Origin of the sequence: Corallococcus exercitus, from assembly GCF_042231735.1 — a bacterium.
GTDB lineage: Bacteria > Myxococcota > Myxococcia > Myxococcales > Myxococcaceae > Corallococcus > Corallococcus exercitus_B.
The window spans coordinates 9646546-9663220 of record NZ_CP102577.1 but is presented as its reverse complement, the minus strand read 5'-3'; the positions used below and the strand labels follow the sequence as shown (position 1 = coordinate 9663220).

The following is a 16675-nucleotide window of genomic DNA, read 5'->3' as shown; positions in this document are numbered from 1 at the left end:
TCGCACCGCGGCCCTGAAGCGCCTCGGCCGTCAGGCCCCCAGGAAGGAGCGGCCCGCATGCGGCTGAGGACCCGGCTCGCGCTCGCCTTCGCCCTGCTCGCGCTGGTGCCGCTGGCGATCGTCGTTCCCCTCACGCTGACGCGCCTGCGCGACACGCTGTCACGCGAGCTGGACGCGCGCATGACGGCCGCCACCACCTCCGCGCAGGAGTCCCTGGAGCGCTCCGCCGCCAACGCGCGCCGCGCCGTCGAGGAGCTGGTGGAGAGCCCCGCCATGGAGGACCTCGTGCGCGAAGCGCGCTCCGCCCCCCTGCGCGCCATCCAGGCCAACACCGCCGAGGGCCTGATGAAGAGCCGTGGCCTCACGGTGCTCGCCCTCTTCGACCGCAACGGCACCGTGCTGTCCTCTGGCCACCTGCCCGCCCGGCGCGGAGACCCGGACCCCGTCCTCTTCGCCGTGACGAAGGAGAAGTCCCCCAAGCCCGTCCCCGTGCGCGTGGACGTGCGCGGCGACGCGGGCCTGCGTCAGGTCCCCGCCCTCGTCACCGCGCGCCCCGTGGACTACGGCGACGTGCGCCTGTGGGCAGTGGGCGGCGTGGTGCTGGATGACGGCCTGGCCCAGCACCTGGCCCGCCTCACGCAATCCGACGTGACGCTCCTGTCCGGGGACACGCAGGTCGCGCACGCGGGCAGCGCGGCCCCGCCCACCGTGGAGCAGGTGCTGCCCCTGGGCAACGCGGCCTCCGTGCGCCTCACCTTCAGCCGCGCCGCCGCGCGTGAGGCCGAAGAGGGCGTCATGCGCGCGTTCCTCCTCCTCGCCGGCCTGGGCCTGGGCTTCGCGGCGCTCCTGGGCATGCTCGTGTCGCGCTGGATGACGCGGCCCGTGGAGGCCCTCACCTCCGGCGCGCGCCGCGTGGCGGAAGGGGCGCTGGACGTCCAGGTGACGGCCCGGGCCACCGGCGAGGTGGGCGAGCTGGTCCGGACGTTCAACCACATGACGTCCGAGCTGAAGAACACCACCGAGCGCCTGATGGCCACCGAGCGCATCGCCGCGTGGCAGGAGGTCGCCCGGCGCCTGGCGCACGAAATCAAGAACCCCCTCACCCCCATCCGCATGTCGCTGGAGACGCTGATGGCCGCCCACGAGGCGCGCCACCCCAGCTTCCCCACCCTCTTCAAGGAGAGCGCGGGCGTGGTGCTGGAGGAGGTGGAGCGCCTCAGGCGCATCGTGGACGAGTTCAGCCGCTTCGCGCGCCTGCCCAAGCCCCAGCTCGCCCCGGTGGACCTGAGCGAGCTGGCCCAGAGTGTCCTGTCGCTGTACGCCGCGCCGCCCGAAGGCATCCAGCTGGAGCCCGCGCTCCAGACGGGCGTGGTGGCCCGAGCGGACCGCGACCAGCTCACGCAGGTGCTCGTCAACCTGGTGAAGAACGCCGAGGAGGCCATGACGGGCAAGGGCGGCGCGCTGCGCGTGCGCGTGAAGGGCACCGACGCGGACGCCATCGTCGAGGTGGAGGACGAAGGCCCCGGCATCCCCCTGGAGCACCGCGCCCGCATCTTCGAGCCCTACTTCACCACCAAGGACGGCGGCACCGGCCTGGGGCTCGCCATCGCCGCGCGCATCCTCCAGGAGCACGGCGGCCGCCTGGAGGTCGGCGGAGAGCCGGGCCAGGGTGCCCGCTTCAGCGTCGTGCTCCCCCGCGCGAGCTGACCGGAAGCAGGCACCACGTGAAGAAGGCCCGGCACCTCGTGGAAGAGGTCCCGGGCCTTCGGGCACCGCACGGTGGCGGGAGGGGACGTCAGTCCTTGACGGGCGTCGCCTTGAGGGCGGCCTTGCCCTCCTTCACGTAGACCTGGAAGCGCACCGTCTTGCACGCGTACTTCGTGACGAGCTGCTCCTTGTTCTTGCGCAGCTTCTGCACGAACTTGTCGTACGTCAGGCCATCCGCCTGCTCACCGCAGCGCTCGCGCGTGGTGACGAACTCGCGGAAGACGTCCTGGAAGTGCTGCTCCTCCGACAGGGCCACCGCCGCCGCGCTGTTGGCGCCCGGCATGGGCAGCGGCACCGCCTGCGGCGCGCTGGAGCGCGGGGGCGGCATCGGGATGGCCTCCGACGTGGGCCGGGTGCTCGCCTGGAGCAGCTCGCGCGGAATCGCCGCCACGCGCGTCGTCTCCGGGGACTCCGGATCCGAGGTCTGCGCCGCCGCCAGCGCGAACGGATTGGCCGCCTGCTGGAGCGAGTACGCCGCCGTGGGCTGGTCCTCGAAGGCGAACGCGCCGTGACGCGGCGCCGCCGGGGCGATGGGCTCCGGGGCCGGGTGCTCGAAGGGCATCGCTCCGCCCTGCGCGTACGCCGGAGGCGGCGTGAACGGCTCCGCGGCCGGCGGCGGGTAGGCCGCGGGCGGCGAGGGGAAGGGGAACGACTCCGCCCCGGCGAACGGATCCGCCAGCGGCGCGGCGGCCTGCGGCGCACCGAACGGATTGGGGGCCGAGGGCGCCGGCATCGCGAACGGATCCGCCAGCGGCGCGGCGGCCTGCGGAGGCGGCATCGCGAACGGATCCGCGGCCGGAGCCGGCGACCCCGGGAACGGGAACGCATCCGGGCCGGAGAACGGATCCGCGGCCGGCGGCGCGGCCGAGGCGAACGGGTTGGACAGGGGCTCCGCGGGAGCGCTCGAACCGAACGGGTTGGACAGGGGCTCCGCGGGAGCGTTCGAACCGAACGGATCCGCCGCGGGAGCGGCCACGGGCGCCACGGCGGCCGGAGCCGGCGGCGAGGTGGCCCCGGGCTGCGCGGCCGGAGCCGTCTGCGCGGCGAGCGCCGCGGACCAGCCCAGCGTGTCCGAGCTGCCCGACACGGCCTCCTCGTCGGAGGCCTTCTTGCCCCCGCCCATCAGCGCCGTCCAGAGGAGGCTCAGCACCAACAGGCCCGCGAGCGCGAGCAGCGCGGTGTGCTGGTACGCGGCCAGCGGGGCCAGCGTCGCCGCCGTGCCCGCGAGGACCACGACTTCATACGGCGTGCCCGTCAGCGCCTGGCGGGAGCCCACGAACAGCGGCGCCTGGCCGCCCATCGCGTCGCCATTGGTGAAGGCGGGCAGCTGCACCGGGCCCAGCGCCTGGAGCGAACCCGACTCCAGCACCGTGTCCTTCGCACCAGCGCTCAGGCGGGGCAGCGCGCCATCCAGCCGCGCCTTCTCCGCGCCCACGCCCCCCACCACCTTGTCGCCCTGCACCAGGCCCACCGCGGCCGCGCCGGACGCGTCCAGCGCGCCCTGCAGCGCGGCGTCGGCGGCGAGCGGCGCGCCCACCACCAGCGTCACCGCCGGAGCGGGAGTGCCCTCACCGCTCCACGCGAGCGGCACGGACGCGAACACGTGCGGCGCCCCGAAGGCGTCCACCACGGACGTGCCCGCCTTGGCGAGCGCCGCGACGTCCAGCGCCGCGGTGTCGGAGGAGGGCTCGGCGCCCGCGCGCGCATGGAAGCTCGCGTCGCCGGCCACCACCGCCACCACCGCGCCCTGGAGCTCCTTGGGCAGACCGGCTTCCGCGGCGGTGCGCAGCGCGCCGAAGCGCTCGGCGGTGAGCGGCAGCAGCCCGGCCGGCTCCTCCGCGTCGCGCCCATAGCCGCGGTCGCGCGGGGACTTCGCCACGGGCGTGGGATTCAGCGCGTGCACGGCGGCGGCCACCTGGGGGCTGCCGGCCAGCTTCAGCGCCAGGGACTGGACTTCAGCGCGGCGCGCATCCACGCGACGCGCGACCTCGCCGGTGCCCGACGCGGCCTGGAGCGCCGCACCATCCACCGCGCGCGCACGCTGGGGCGCCGACAGCATCGGGAGGTGAGCGAGGCCCAGTCCGAGGACCAGGAGTGCGAACAGCAGGAACTTGAGGCGGACCATCGCCGTCCTTTAGCCCAAGGGTGAGGGGTCCGCTTATAGCGTCCACCGTTCAACCCCAGCAAGGAACTGGCCCGAAGGAACCCGGGGGCCGGATGCCTGGCTGGCATCCGGAATTCCCGGGCCCTTCGCTCTATCCCATCGTGCTACAGCCGGACGCCTAGTAGTTCGTCGCGTCCGCGTTCAGGTCGAAGGGCATCCCGCTGTTGCCCATGCCCTGGCGCCGGCGCTCCACCGCGCGCTTGATGGCCTTCTCCAGGCGATCACGCGTTGCGTCGATGGCCTGGAACAGCGTCTCCGACGTCTCCGTCACGTGCACCGCTTCCAATCCAGGCATGCGCACCGTCACCCGGCACTCCTTGTCCACGCCTCCCTTGGGCCCGTTGATGTCCACGAGCGCGATGTCGATCTCCGACGCCTCGTCCTCGGCGAACCGTTCGATGTGGGCCACCAGATGGGTGTCCACGTACTGCTTCAGGTTGTCGTTCAGCCCCAGATGCACTCCACGCAACAGCACCTTCATGGAATCACCTCCGGGCACAAACATGGGCAGTCCCCCGCCCGCCCGTGAGGGGCCGCCGCAAGCCTTCCCGCCTGCCCTCCCCCGAAGCAGCCGGCCGGACGTCACCGCGCCCGGGACGCGTTGGACGAATCCTCCGTGGCACCGGGTTGCTCTAGTCGCATGGATGGCGAGCGAATCAAGGTCCTGCTGGTGGAGGACGACGGGGACAGCCGGGAACTCCTCGCGGAGCTCCTGGAGGACGACTTCGAGGTCACCACCGCGTCCGACGGCGTGGCGGGACTGAAGGCGTTCGAGGCCACGCACCCCGACGTCGTGGTGACGGACGAATCCCTGCCCGGAATGAACGGCACGGAGCTGGCGCAGCAGGTGAAGGAGCGCGAACCCAATGCCCGTGTCGTCCTCGTGTCCGGCTACGCCCAGGTGGAGAACGCGGACTACTGCGACGCCGTGTTGCGCAAGCCCATCGACGTGGAGCGCCTGAGCCGCATGGTGGGCGAGCTGGGAGACGCGGCGCGGCACTGAGGGAAATTCGCGCGGGGGGCCGCCTGCCATCCGCGCGAGCCGTTCCTAACTTTCCAGCCATCGCCCAGGAGGGCTTCATGAGGTACTGCGCACGGTGTGGCTCGGAGTATCAGGACAGTGTCGTGGACTGCACGGATTGCCCCAACCACCCACCGCTCGTCTCCGCGGAGGAGATGCGCGAGCGGGGGCTGCCCCTGCCCCATGAGCTGGATCAACGCCGCTTCGTGAGGGCGGGCATCGCGGACGACCCCGTGACGGCCCAGGTCTTCGTGGACGTGCTGGAGGAGCACCGCATCCCGCTCATCGTGCGCCCCGGCCGCTCGGGCGTGGTGGACGAGCTGACCACGGGCAACCTGCTGCCCTGGTGGGAGCTGCTGGTGCCGGACACCGCCCAGGCGCGAGCCGCCGCGCTGCTGGAGGAGGTGAAGGTCCAGACGCTCGCCTCCGCGGACGAGGCCAGCCGCGCGGCGGAGGAAGAGGAGCTCGAGGACGAGCGGTCGCGCCAGGCCTCCATGGACAGCGCGCCCCCAGCCCTCTAGCGGCTCAGGGTGCGCCCACGGCCGCGCTCCCCGGGGTGGACGCCGGCTGGGACGCGACCGTGGCGGGCGGACGCCGGGCCTCGAAGAGGCTCACGCCCGTCACCCTCCACTTGTCGTAGCGCGCGTTGCGGGCGAGGAACGTCTCCAGGTCCTCGTCCACCACGCGGTTGTAGCCGCCGCGGGACGCGTGGCGCAGGTACGTGCGCTTCTTCTTCTGCACCACGAAGCCCAGGTGGGTGATGCGCGTGGCCTTGAGCGGCAGGTCCTCCCGCATCACGACGAGGATGGTGCCGGAGGGGACTCCGCGCGCGCGCTCCAGCACCTTGTCCAGCGGAATCATGTCCAGGGTGAAGGTGCCCACGGGCTGACGCTCGCGGGGCAGCTGCAGGGCCATGGACGACTTCGACTGCCAGGTGTGCGCGGTGAGCGTCTTGGTGACGGTGACGGTGTCCTCCTTCGCGTACTTGCGCGTCACGTCCACCAGCAGGCCCTTCTTAATGTTGTTGGGCAGCCACTGCGCTTCCATCAGGTGGTTGCGGTCCTCGTAGGTGGGCGTGCTCGCGTAGCGGATCCGCTCCAGCAGCGCCGGCACCTCCGGCTCGCCGTACGCCATGCCCAGGGCCAGCGTCTCCTCCACGAAGGTGAGGCAGTCCACCGCGTCCAGGCGGAAGGTCGGGTCCGGGTCCACGCCCTGGCCCTCGCCCAGGGGCGACAGGACGTAGGGCGTGTTGAGGAACTTCTCGCTCATGCCCAGGAGGCGCTCCGACAGCGGGGACTCGGCCCGGTCCGCGATGAGGGCCGCGCGCTGCTCGGGCGTGAGCGCGCTCCAGCCGTTCTCCCGGAGGGGCGGGGCCACCGGGACTGGCGCCGGAGGCACGGGCGCGGTGAGCGACGCGGGCACCGCGCGCGCCGGAGGCACGGCCTGCTCGGAGGGGGAAGCCTTCACCGGGGCCTGGGACAGCAGCGCGAGCGCGCACACACCCCACAGGCTCACGGCGTCACCCCGGCCTTGCGCAGGATGGCCTTGCGCCGGTCGTCCGCGAGCTGGAGCGTCTCCAGCTCCTTCTCGTAGACGAGCTTCTCCTCGCCCTTCGCGTTCCACGACGCGAGCACCAGCCAGTCCAGCGACGCGGCATCGCCGCCCTGGTACAGCACGCGCGCGGCGGTGGCGGCCACGGTGCGGTCCGCGTCCTTCAGGAGCGGCGACAGCACGGGGCTGGCCTTCTTGGCCGGCACGCCCTCGAAGAGCACCAGCCCCTGGCGGCGCACGAACCTGTCGCTGTTGCCCAGGAGCTTCTGCGCGTAGGTGAAGCCCTCCGGGGCGCCCAGCCGGCACAGGCCCCGGGCCGCGGCGAAGCGCGTGCTCTCCGAGTCGCTGTCCAGGTACGCCTTGAGCGCGGCCTTCTGCTTCGCGTCACCGGTGGCGCCCGCGGCCTCCAGCATCGCCGCGCGGACCTCCAGGTCCTGCTCGTCCTTGGCGGCGGCCATCAGCGGCTTGCCCATCTTGGGGTTTTTGGAGGCGCCCAGGGCCCGCGCGGCCTCGCGGCGCACGCCGCTGCTCTTGTCCTGGAGGAGCGGCAGCACGGCGCCGGTGTTGCGGCTGCCCAGCCGGGCCAGGCCCTGCGCCGCGTACATGCGCACGGTGCTGTCGCCGTCGGACGCCAGCTTCACCAGCGTGGACTCCCCGTTGCGCGCGCCCAGCGACGCCAGCAGCGCCACCAGGTTGCGGCGGGTGCGCTCCTCGTAGGTGGTGCGCAAAAGCGGGCCAATCTCCTCGGCCGCGTAGGCCTCTTCCCGCAGGAAGCGCAGGCGCGACGTGGCGGTGGGGACGGGGGCACCGTTGGCCACCTGGGCGAGGACGGTGTCCGCCTCCGCCCGGCTCTGGGCCTTCTTGGACGCGGCCCCCGGCCCGGCGAGGCCGGTCAGGGGCAGGAGCAGCACGACGAGCAGGGCACGGACGGACGGAGGACGCACAGGGGCGGAACGATGGCAAGCACCGCCCCCGCCGTCAAAGTCCACCCCTTTGCCCGGCTCCCTGCTTCACGCCAACCGCCCGATTCTTGACCCCCCCGGACGCGATTGATACGACCGGCGGCCAGTCTGTCTCCGCTCTGTCGACCGAGGCCCTCGTGATGACGAAGCAGTCGCTCCTGTTGGCGTTCGCGGGCGTGCTGACCGCATGTGGCCCCGTGAAGTCCACGTCCAACATCCTCGACGCCGAGGTGCAGATCCAGGCCGCGCGCACCGCAGGGGCGGAGAAGGAAGCCCCCTACGAGTGGACGGCCGCCAACCTCTACCTGCAGAAGGCGCGGGAGGAGGTCGGCTATTCGGACTACCAGGCCGGCGTGGACTTCGCCGTGAAGGCCTCGCGCTTCGCCAACGAGGCGCGGGAGAAGGCCATGTCCGCGGCCACCAGCGGCGACTCCCAGGGCCGCCCCCAGAACCCGTGACGCCCGAGCGCTCCCCGATGAAGCGTCTGACCCAGTCCGCGCTTTTCACCCTGCTCCTCACCTCCCTCGCCTGCGTCAGCGGCAACAAGATCCGCGCTGACACGGAGGTGCTCACCGCCGACGTGGAGCGCGCCCGCCGGGGCGGCGCCCTGCGTTGCGCCCCCGCGGAGCTGGCCGCCGCGGAGGCCAACCTCGACTTCGCCCGCGGAGAGCTCAGCCAGGGCAACAGCTCGCGCGCCGCCCAGCACGTGCGCGACGCCGACACCGCGGTGAAGCGCGCCCTGGAGCTCTCCAAGAACTGCGGCCCGCGCCAGGTGCTGGTGCGCGACCGTCCGGAGACGCCGCAGCAGGCGGAACAGCCGCAGCAGCCCACCCAGCCCCAGCAGCAGGTGGTGGTGAGCATCGAGGAGACGGACGGCGACGGCGACGGCGTGCTCGACAAGGACGACCCCTGCCCCGAGCAGGCCGAGGACGTGGACGGCTTCCAGGACCAGGACGGCTGCCCGGACAACGACAACGACAACGACGGCGTCCTCGACGCGGCGGACAAGTGCCCGCTCATCCCCGGCGTGGCGGAGAACAACGGCTGCCCGCCGGAGGCCCCCAAGGACCGCGACGGCGACGGCGTGCTCGACAACGCCGACAAGTGCCCGGATCAGCCGGAGGACAAGGACGGCTTCCAGGACGACGACGGCTGCGCGGAGCTGGACAACGACCTGGACGGCATCGTGGACGGCACGGACAAGTGCCCCAGCGAGGCGGGTCCGCTGCAGAACCTGGGCTGCCCCATCGTGGACAAGGACGGGGACGGGCTCAACGACGACAAGGACAAGTGCCCGGACGAGCCGGAGGACAAAGACGGCTTCCAGGACGACGACGGCTGCCCGGACCTGGACAACGACAGCGACGGCGTGCCGGACGCGCAGGACAAGTGCCCCGGTGAGACCGGTCCGCAGGAGAACGGCGGCTGCCCGGATCCGGACCGCGACGGCGACGGCGTGGTGGACCGCCTGGACTCCTGCCCTGACGACCCGGGCGTGAAGGAGGAGCGCGGATGCGCCAAGCAGTACAAGATGGTCATCGTCAAGAAGGACCGGATTGAGATCAAGAAGCAGATCCTCTTCGGCACCGGCTCCGCGAAGATCATCGGCAAGCAGAGCACCACCATCCTGGACGAGGTGGCGCAGGCGCTGAAGGACGCGCCGTGGATCCGCAAGATGCGCATCGAGGGCCACACCGACTCGCTGGGCAACGACACGGCGAACCTGAAGCTGTCCCAGAAGCGCGCCGACGCGGTGATGGCGCAGCTGCTCAAGCGCGGCATCGACCCGGGCCGCATGGAGGCCGTGGGCTTCGGTGAGACCAAGCCCGTGGCGCCGAACAACACGAAGGCGGGCCGCGCGCTCAACCGCCGCACGGAGTTCAACGTCATCCGGCAGTGACGTGACGCCCACCCCGCTCCGTCCATGACGGAGCGGGACCCGCGGTCCCTTCGCGCCTCCCCGGGCCTCGAGCCCTGGGAGGCGCGGTCGTTTCAGGGGGCTCAGCCGTCCTTGAGCAGCTCGTGCAGCACTTCGGTGGCGTAGGCGCCGCGCGGCAGCTCGAAGGTCAGCAGCGCGTCCTCGCCGTCCACCGTGAGGTCCGGAGCGCCCAGCCGCACGCGGTACGGCCGGCGCGTGCCCTCCGTCTCGTCCCCGCCGCGCTGGAAGTCGCTCAGCGTGACGCCGGCATCGACGAGCAGCCGGGCCTCGGCCTCCGCCACCTCGCCCTTCGAGGCGGTCATCTTCGGGCCGAACATCGGGCCCGCCGGGCTCACCTCGAATGCGGCGACCCGGGGGCCGTCCACCTCCGGCGCCTCGCACACGAAGAGGCCGCCCGTCTCCTCCTTGCGCAGGACATCGCCCAGGAGCGCCGTGGCGAAGGTGCCCGCCTCGAGCCGCGCGGCCAGCGCCTGGTTGAAGAGGCGCGACTGGAAGGCGGACAGGTAGAGCTTGCGCTGGAAGCGGTCCGGCCGCTTCGGCAGCCGCTGCCCCAGCAGCAGCATCCGGCCCAGGTCCGCGTTGTCACCGGCCCGTCCGAAGCGCTGCTCCCCGAAGTAGTTGGGCACGCCCTGCGCGGACAGCCGGGAGAAGGACTCGCGCGCCGCGCCCAGGTCCTTCACGCCGCGCAGCCGCAGCCGGAAGCGGTTCCCCTTGAGGTGGCCGGTGCGCAGCTTGTTGCCGTGCCGCTTCACCTCCAGCACACGGACGCCGTCGAGCGCGAACTCCGGCACGCGTCCTTCCGCGTTCGCGGGCACGGACAGCCACTGCCGCGTCACGGCCTGCCGGTCCTTCATCCCCGCCGAGCCGATGTCGTCCTCGCGCACGCCCAACGCGGTCGCCAGCGCGCGCACGACTTCACGCGTGTCCCGGCCGCGCTTCTCCACCCAGAGGTACAGGTGCGTGCCCTCGCCGGACGGCAGGTACGCGGGCAGCTCCTCCACCTCGAAGTCCTCGGGCGTGAGCTTGAACGCGCCACCGCACCCGGGCACTCCCGCGGTCAGCCTCGGGAAGCCGGTGTCCGTCACGGCGCCTCGAGCGTGGCCAGGAGTTCCTTCACCCGGCGGGCCAGGTCCTCGTCCGCGCGCGACTCCAAGAGCTCCCCCGCCTGGAACAGCAGGAAGAACATCACGTCGCTCAGCGCCTGGCGGAACGAGGCCAGCGGCTCACTGCCCAGGTGGGCGCGGTGCTTGTCGAAGGCCTCCATCAACCGGCCTTCCGGAAGGCTGCCATCCGCCGCGAACGCCAGCCCCTCCAGCACCGGCGACGACGACAGCGCCTGGTTGGCCAGCGCCGCGTTGGCCGCCGCGATGAACTCGCGGTCCATGCCGGAGCGGGCCACCTCGTCGCGGATCTCCCGGAAGATGAAGTTGAAGACGCGCGCCACCGGGCGGGCATCCACCGGAGCCACCGTGCGCACCGGGGGACGCACGCGCGGCGTGGCCGCCTTCTCCGGCGCCACGGCGGCAGCGGCGGGAGCCCCCACCGGCTTGTCCGTCAGCCCGGCGAAGCCACCCTCCAAGAGGCGGAAGACGACCTTGGTGACGTCGAACTCGGACAGCCGCGCCGCGTGCCCCAGCTCCAGCACCGTGCGCCGCCCGTCCAGCATCGCCAGCACGCGGTCCTCGTCCTCCTCCAGCTTGCCGTCGGACGGACGCTTGCGCGCCACGTACATGCGGCCGTGGGGGATGCGCTTCCGGAAGTGCGCCATCTCGTCGATCTTCCGGATGCTGTCCATCAGCAGGCTCTGCGTGGACAGCTGGAGCGAGTGGCCCGTCTTCTCGTCCAGCGGCTGGTCGATGAGGAAGAACGCCCCCTCGCGGCACAGCACGATGGCGTGGAAGATCTCACTCACCTGGTGGGTGACGCACTTGAACAGGTCGTGCGCCTGGAGCACGCCCTTCTCCACCAGCGCCCGGCCCAGCTTCGCGTGCGACTGCTCGCGCAGCACCGCCTCCACCTGCGCGCGGTCCGCGTAGCCCAGCCGCACCAGCACCTCGCCCAGCCGGTCCGCGGGCTCCTCGGAGGTGGCGCCGCGCACCTCGCCCTCGCGCAGCGTCAGGGAGCGCTCGCCGCCCGGCGTGTGCACGCGGATGACGCCGCTCCAGCGCGACTGGCTGAGGAACGCGATGAGGTCGGACAGCGGGAAGCCGCCCGCGTCCCCGGAAAGCACCACGCGCGGCGTGGGGATGGAGCCCCCTTCCGGCGGCGTGCGGGAGAACACGAGCAGGTCGGGCGCGGTGGGCATCAGCGCGTACGTCCCCGAGCGTCCCGCGAGCGCGGGGATGCCGGACCGGTCCTCGGGGACCAGCCGCGTGGCGCCATCGATGCGGAAGCGTTGGCTCATCGAAGGGTCAGTCAGCGGCCCACGCGTTGTTGTTCGCGCGCCACTCCACCTCGTCCTCCATGCTGTGCTCGAGCTGGGATTCCTGGAAGCCCAGTTCGTAGGCGCGTCCGTTGAAGAACACGGACGGGGTGCTGTTGATGGAGGCCATGCGCCCCTGCGCCTGGAAGCCCTCGATCTCCGCCTTGTACTGGTCCGTCTTCAGCACCGCGGCCAGCTTGTCCCCGTCCAGGCCCACCGACTTCGCCAGCGCGGGCAGCGCCTCCGGCTTGAGGTTCTCCTGCTGGCCGAAGAGGGCGTCGTGCATCTGCCAGAACTTGCCCTGGTCGCGCGCCCACAGCACCGCCTGCGCGGCGGGGACGGCGTTGGGGTGCATGGAGAGCGGGAACGGCAGGTAGCAGAAGCGCACCTCGCTGGGGTGCTTCTTCGCGAAGCCCTCCAGGATGGGCCGGGCCTTGCCGCAGAAGGGGCACTCGAAGTCGGAGAACTCCGCCACCGTCACGGGCGCGTTCGCGTCGCCCTGGCACATGCGCGGATCCACCTTGAGCTGCACGCGCGGCTCGCGGAAGGACGCGTAGTACTTCGACAGCGTGACGATGACCTCGCTCGCGGGCCCGCCCTCCGCCACCATCCGGGCGGACAGCCGCGCCATGCGCTTCGCGTGCTTGCAGGGCGTGTGCTGCTTGAGGCACGCGCCCAGCGAGTGGGGGCAGCCGCAGTAGCAGAACTCGTCGCTGAACACCGTGGCCAGCTCGCGTCTGGCCGCCGGGGGCAGCGCGGAGAAGTCCATGCCGGGGATGCCCGTCAGCGCCTGGGCCGGATCCGACGGTGCCTCCGCGGCGGGGCTCGCGGCCGGTGCGGCGGTGGGGGCCGGGGCCGGGTTGGAGGCCGGCGGCGGGGCCTTGGCGGTGGCCGGGACTTCCGCGCTCTTGGTGCAGCCGGCGCCCATCAGGGTCGCCGCGGCCAGCACGGGAGCAACACGCTTCCATCGAGGGAGGAGCACGGCTCCGGGGTTTAGCCATGCGCGCAGGGCTTGTAAAGCAAGGCGGCCTTTGGCAGGGAGGCCCCTCGCCCATGCCCAGAGTCCTGCTGCTGCACACCGGAGGCACGCTCGGAATGGCCGGTGGCCGGCCCTCCGCCCTGCGTCCCTCGGCCTTCTTCAAGACGCTCCGCAAGCGAGCCCCGGAGCTGTTCCAGCTGGCCGACATCGAGCTCGAGCTGTTCTCCAACCTGGACAGCTCGGAGATGCAGCCGGAGCTCTGGAGCCGGATGGCCGCCCACCTCCACCGTCGACTGCAGGACTTCGACGGGGCGGTGGTGACCCACGGAACGGACACGCTCGCCTTCACGGCCAGTGCACTGTCGTTCATGTTGCGAAACCCGCCCTGCCCCGTGGTGCTGACGGGCTCGCAGCGCCCGCTGGGGGAGATCCGCTCGGACGCGCGGCTGAACCTCATCGACGCGGTGCTCTCCGCGCTCCAGGGGCCGCGCGAGGTGACCATCTGCTTCGACTCGCACCTGTACCGGGGCAACCGCACGCGCAAGGTGAAGGTGGCGGAGTACGACGCCTTCGAGAGCCCCAACTTCCCCGTGCTGGGCACGCTGGGCGTGGACGCCACCTTCGAGGAGGGCCTCCCCTCGCGAGGCCCCTTCCGGCTCCACGAGAAGCTGGATCCGCGCGTCTTCCTCCTCAAGGTGTACCCGGGGCTGGACCCCGCCCTGCCCCTGCAGCTCCTGCCGCACGTGAAGGGGCTGGTGGTGGAGGCGTACGGCGCGGGCAACGTGCCCATCGCGCCGGAGCTGGGCCGCTCGCTCCTGCCGCTCTTCGTCCAGGCGCGGGAGCGGGGAATCCCGGTGTTGGTGGTGAGCCAGGCGTACCGCAACGGGGTGGACCTCACGCTCTATGAGTCCGGGGCGAAGGCGCTGGCGGAGGGGGCGGTCGGCGGTGCGGACATGACCCCGTCCGCGGCGCTGGTGAAGCTGATGCAGGGGCTGGCGGAGCACCCCCGGGGGGGCGAGGCCCTCTCGCGCTTCCTCCGGACGCCCGTGGCGGGCGAGCTGTCCGTCGGACGGCCGACAGTTCCTCCACCGGAGAAAAAAAGGCGCCGGCCGGCGCGGGTGGGGCGGGTCGGCTGATACCGGGCGCGTGAAAGGAGCGTGGGCGTGCTTGCCGCCGTGAAAAGGCGGCCCCTAAGATGGGAGGTGCGATGTCCGAGGAGAAAACTTCCGTCCATTCCATTTCGGACCTGCTGGGCAGCGCCCAGCAGCAGAGCGCGTATCTGATCGTCATCAGCGCCAAGTCCGCCGCCGGCATCGGGCGGATGTTCAAGCTGGACCGCTCGGAGGTGGTGCTGGGCCGCAGCTCGGAGGCCCAGTTCCAGGTGGAGGACGACGGCATCTCCCGCAAGCACGCGAAGGTCGTCGCCATTGGGGACGGCCGCTTCCAGCTCGTGGACCTGGGCAGCACCAACGGCACGTACTTGAACGGCCTGAAGGTGAGCGCCGCGCCGCTGTACGACGGCGACAAGATTCAAATCGGGTCCAACACGGTGCTGAAGTTCAGCATCCAGGACGCGCTGGAGGAGCAGTACCAGCGCAGCATCTACGAGTCCGCCACGCGCGACGGCCTCACCCGCGTCTACAACAAGAAGTACTTCATGGAGACGGTGCGCAAGGAGTTCGCGTACTGCCTGCGCCACCGCGTGCCGCTGTCGCTGGTCCTCTTCGACGTGGACCACTTCAAGCGCATCAACGACGTGTACGGCCACCCGGCCGGTGACTTCGTGCTGACGCGCATCGCGCAGCGGGTGGCGGACACGGTGCGCACCGAGGACCTGCTCGCGCGCTACGGCGGCGAGGAGTTCGCGCTGATGCTGCGCGAGTCCGCGGAGGACGCGGCCCTGGCGTGCGCGGAGCGCTGCCGCGTGGCGGTGGACCGCGCGGACTTCATCTTCAGCGGCACGCCCATCAAGGTGACCATCAGCCTGGGCGTGGCGACGCTGCTGGACTCGGACTTCTCCCAGCCGGAGGACCTCATCTCCGCCGCGGACAAGTACCTCTACCGGGCCAAGCACGCGGGCCGCAACCGCGTGGACGCCAAGGCCATCAGCGGCCCGTGAGCGTCTTCGGGTGGGAGGCCTGAGCACGGGCCTTCCACCTTCCGGTGTCCCCCGCCGTCAGCGCCCGAAGCCCAGCCGGCGCAGCCCTTCCTCCGACACGTGCTTCACGTGCGTGTCCGCGTCGCGCGCCGCCGCCTCGCTCAGCGCCGCCACGGCATGCGGTCCGCCCAGCGCCGTCAGCGACCTCGCCGCCGCGACGCGCACGTCCGCCACCGGATCCCCGCGCAGGCGCTCGGCCAGGACGCGCACGTGCGCGGCGCGGCCCACGAACTCCAGCGCCCGCGCCGCCGCGGCACGCACCACCGGATGATCCGACGCCAGCAGGCCCGCAGCCTCGTCCCCTCGCGACGGCTGCCGGTAGGCGGACAGCACGTCCAGCGCGGCCACCACCACCTCCGGCGCTCCGTCCTCCAGCGCCTTCGCCGCCAGCGCCATCGCCTCGCCGTTCCGGGGCAGCGACCCCAGCGCGCGCACGGCGCCCGCGCGCACCGGCGCCACGCTCGACGACAGGAAGGGTGCCAGCTTCCGGGTGGGAGGCGGGCCCTCCGCGCAGTCCCCCAGGAGCGCCACCGCCTCCCCTTGAATCTCGGGCGTCCGGGCGTTGCGCCCCTCGGCCACGTCCCGCAGGAAGGCGAAACACCCCTTCTCGTGGGCCATCGCGCCCAGCCACGGCCGGGCGGCCTCCACCGTCTCCGCGGCCTTCACGCCCTGGAGCGCCACGTCCCGCAGGGGCTTCCCGGCCGACTCCGCCAGGCCGCGCGCCGCCAGCTCGCGGATGCGCGCGTCCTCGTCCCCCAGCGCGCCCTCCAGCTCCCGCTTCGCCAGCGGACCGTAGCGGCGCAGGGTGGCCACCGCCGTGCGCCGGCGCTGCACGTCACCGGACGCGAGGTCCGGCCGCAGCGCGTCCAGCTCCCGCGAGTACACGGCGAAGAGCCGGTTGATGACGGCCTCGTCCGGGGGCTTCGCCTCCGTCAGGAGCAGCCGGCCCACGGACGCGCGCTGCCGCTCGGCGACGGCGAAGAGGAGCTCCGCCATCACCGCGTCGCCCGCGACGGGCCGCGACGCCACCGCGTCCAGCACCACGCGCGTCGCCGACCGCCCCTGGAAGGTGGCCAGGTGCAGGAGCGCGGGCAGCCGCACGGACGGCTCCTGCGAGAACATCTCCAGCGACAGTGACTGGCGCACGGCGTCCCGCTTCGCCCACACCCGGGCGGCGGCGGAGGGACCCCGGGCTCCGGCCTCCCGCAGGAAGTCCGCCGTGGACCGGCCGGTGTCGGCGGCGGCTCGGACGGCGGTGAGGCAGGCCCCCAGGTCCGCGTCTGGCGGGGTGTCCATGATCCAGTCCGCCAGGGCCCGCCGCTCGGTCAGGCCCCGGCTCCGGGCCCCCGCGCGCACCGCCGCCCAGCGCACCCGCCAGCTTCCGTCCTGGAGCGCCGACTCCAGGGCCCGCTGCGCCTCCACCCCACCCGTCCCCAGGGACGCCACCCAGCTGTCCACCCGGCCCCCGGTGACGCAGGCCCCACAGGTCCGGGCGCGCAGCGACGGGTCCGCGACGTGGCGGCGGCAGGAGGCCCAGCACTCGGAAGCGACCGTGCCGGCCCGGGAGGGGCTGGCCGCCAGCAGGAGCACCAGGAGGAGGAGACGGGACACGCGCCGGACACTCTAGCGCACCCGGGCCCATCCTTTCCGTGCGGGTCTCCTTGCCTTTTCCAGCCCGCTGCGCCATACCCCCCGACCCTCTGAAGATTTCC

15 protein-coding genes are annotated in these 16675 nt (G+C 72.5%); 7 read left to right on the top strand and 8 right to left on the bottom strand.

Annotated features, from left to right (window positions below):
• Positions 1 to 57 precede the first annotated feature (57 nt).
• Positions 58 to 1707: an ATP-binding protein gene (locus NR792_RS38960; protein WP_375757752.1), complete on the top strand. Its 1650-nt coding sequence runs from the start codon at positions 58 to 60 to the stop codon at positions 1705 to 1707.
• 88 nt (positions 1708 to 1795) lie between these two features.
• Here the strand turns inward: NR792_RS38960 and NR792_RS38955 are convergent, their stop codons facing one another.
• Complete coding sequence (locus NR792_RS38955) at positions 1796 to 3892, bottom strand: MXAN_5187 family protein (protein WP_375757751.1); 2097 nt, start codon at positions 3890 to 3892, stop codon at positions 1796 to 1798.
• A gap of 157 nt (positions 3893 to 4049) precedes the next feature.
• On the bottom strand, positions 4050 to 4412 hold the full coding sequence (gene hpf, locus NR792_RS38950) for a ribosome hibernation-promoting factor, HPF/YfiA family (protein WP_375757750.1): 363 nt from the start codon (positions 4410 to 4412) through the stop codon (positions 4050 to 4052).
• 159 nt (positions 4413 to 4571) lie between these two features.
• On the opposite strand from hpf, the gene NR792_RS38945 reads away from it, so the two are divergent.
• Both NR792_RS38945 and NR792_RS38940 read left to right on the top strand, forming a co-directional pair.
• Positions 4572 to 4934 carry a response regulator gene (locus tag NR792_RS38945; protein WP_207049295.1) on the top strand — a complete coding sequence of 121 codons (363 nt, stop codon included), beginning with the start codon at positions 4572 to 4574 and terminating at the stop codon, positions 4932 to 4934.
• A 77-nt stretch (positions 4935 to 5011) separates the two neighbouring features.
• The gene (locus NR792_RS38940; protein WP_375757749.1) at positions 5012 to 5473 is read left to right on the top strand and encodes a hypothetical protein; all 462 of its coding nucleotides are present in this window, start codon (positions 5012 to 5014) and stop codon (positions 5471 to 5473) included.
• Between the two features lie 4 nt (positions 5474 to 5477).
• On the opposite strand, the gene NR792_RS38935 is transcribed toward NR792_RS38940, so the two are convergent.
• Together NR792_RS38935 and NR792_RS38930 are read right to left on the bottom strand one after the other, a co-directional pair.
• Entirely contained in the window at positions 5478 to 6467 is a 990-nt protein-coding gene (locus NR792_RS38935) for an N-acetylmuramoyl-L-alanine amidase-like domain-containing protein (protein WP_375757748.1), read from the bottom strand.
• Positions 6464 to 7447 carry a HEAT repeat domain-containing protein gene (locus NR792_RS38930; RefSeq protein WP_375757747.1) on the bottom strand — a complete coding sequence of 328 codons (984 nt, stop codon included), beginning with the start codon at positions 7445 to 7447 and terminating at the stop codon, positions 6464 to 6466. Before NR792_RS38930 ends, NR792_RS38935 begins: the two co-directional genes overlap by 4 nt.
• 158 nt (positions 7448 to 7605) lie before the next feature.
• Between NR792_RS38930 and NR792_RS38925 the strand changes: the two genes are divergently transcribed.
• Positions 7606 to 7923: a DUF4398 domain-containing protein gene (locus NR792_RS38925; protein WP_375757746.1), complete on the top strand. Its 318-nt coding sequence runs from the start codon at positions 7606 to 7608 to the stop codon at positions 7921 to 7923.
• A 17-nt stretch (positions 7924 to 7940) separates the two neighbouring features.
• Entirely contained in the window at positions 7941 to 9365 is a 1425-nt protein-coding gene (locus NR792_RS38920) for an OmpA family protein (RefSeq protein ID WP_375757745.1), read from the top strand.
• Positions 9366 to 9466: 101 nt separating this feature from the next.
• Here NR792_RS38920 and truD read toward each other — a convergent pair whose 3' ends face one another.
• From truD to NR792_RS38905, 3 genes are read right to left on the bottom strand one after another with little or no spacing between them, the layout of a single operon-like run.
• On the bottom strand, positions 9467 to 10489 hold the full coding sequence (gene truD / locus NR792_RS38915; RefSeq protein ID WP_375757744.1) for a tRNA pseudouridine(13) synthase TruD: 1023 nt from the start codon (positions 10487 to 10489) through the stop codon (positions 9467 to 9469).
• A complete protein-coding gene (locus tag NR792_RS38910; protein ID WP_375757743.1) occupies positions 10486 to 11808 on the bottom strand; it encodes a DUF4388 domain-containing protein in 1323 nt (440 codons plus the stop codon). The genes truD and NR792_RS38910 overlap by 4 nt, the downstream gene beginning before the upstream one ends.
• Positions 11809 to 11815: 7 nt before the next feature.
• Positions 11816 to 12775, bottom strand: coding sequence for a DsbA family protein (locus NR792_RS38905; protein WP_375757742.1), 960 nt, complete (start codon positions 12773 to 12775; stop codon positions 11816 to 11818).
• Positions 12776 to 12879: 104 nt separating this feature from the next.
• Between NR792_RS38905 and NR792_RS38900 the strand changes: the two genes are divergently transcribed.
• Both NR792_RS38900 and NR792_RS38895 read left to right on the top strand, forming a co-directional pair.
• Entirely contained in the window at positions 12880 to 13941 is a 1062-nt protein-coding gene (locus NR792_RS38900; RefSeq protein ID WP_375757741.1) for an asparaginase, read from the top strand.
• 71 nt (positions 13942 to 14012) lie between these two features.
• A complete protein-coding gene (locus tag NR792_RS38895) occupies positions 14013 to 14924 on the top strand; it encodes a GGDEF domain-containing protein (protein WP_014395138.1) in 912 nt (303 codons plus the stop codon).
• A gap of 57 nt (positions 14925 to 14981) precedes the next feature.
• On the opposite strand, the gene NR792_RS38890 is transcribed toward NR792_RS38895, so the two are convergent.
• Positions 14982 to 16574, bottom strand: coding sequence for a HEAT repeat domain-containing protein (locus tag NR792_RS38890; protein WP_375757740.1), 1593 nt, complete (start codon positions 16572 to 16574; stop codon positions 14982 to 14984).
• Between the last annotated feature and the right edge of the window lie 101 nt (positions 16575 to 16675).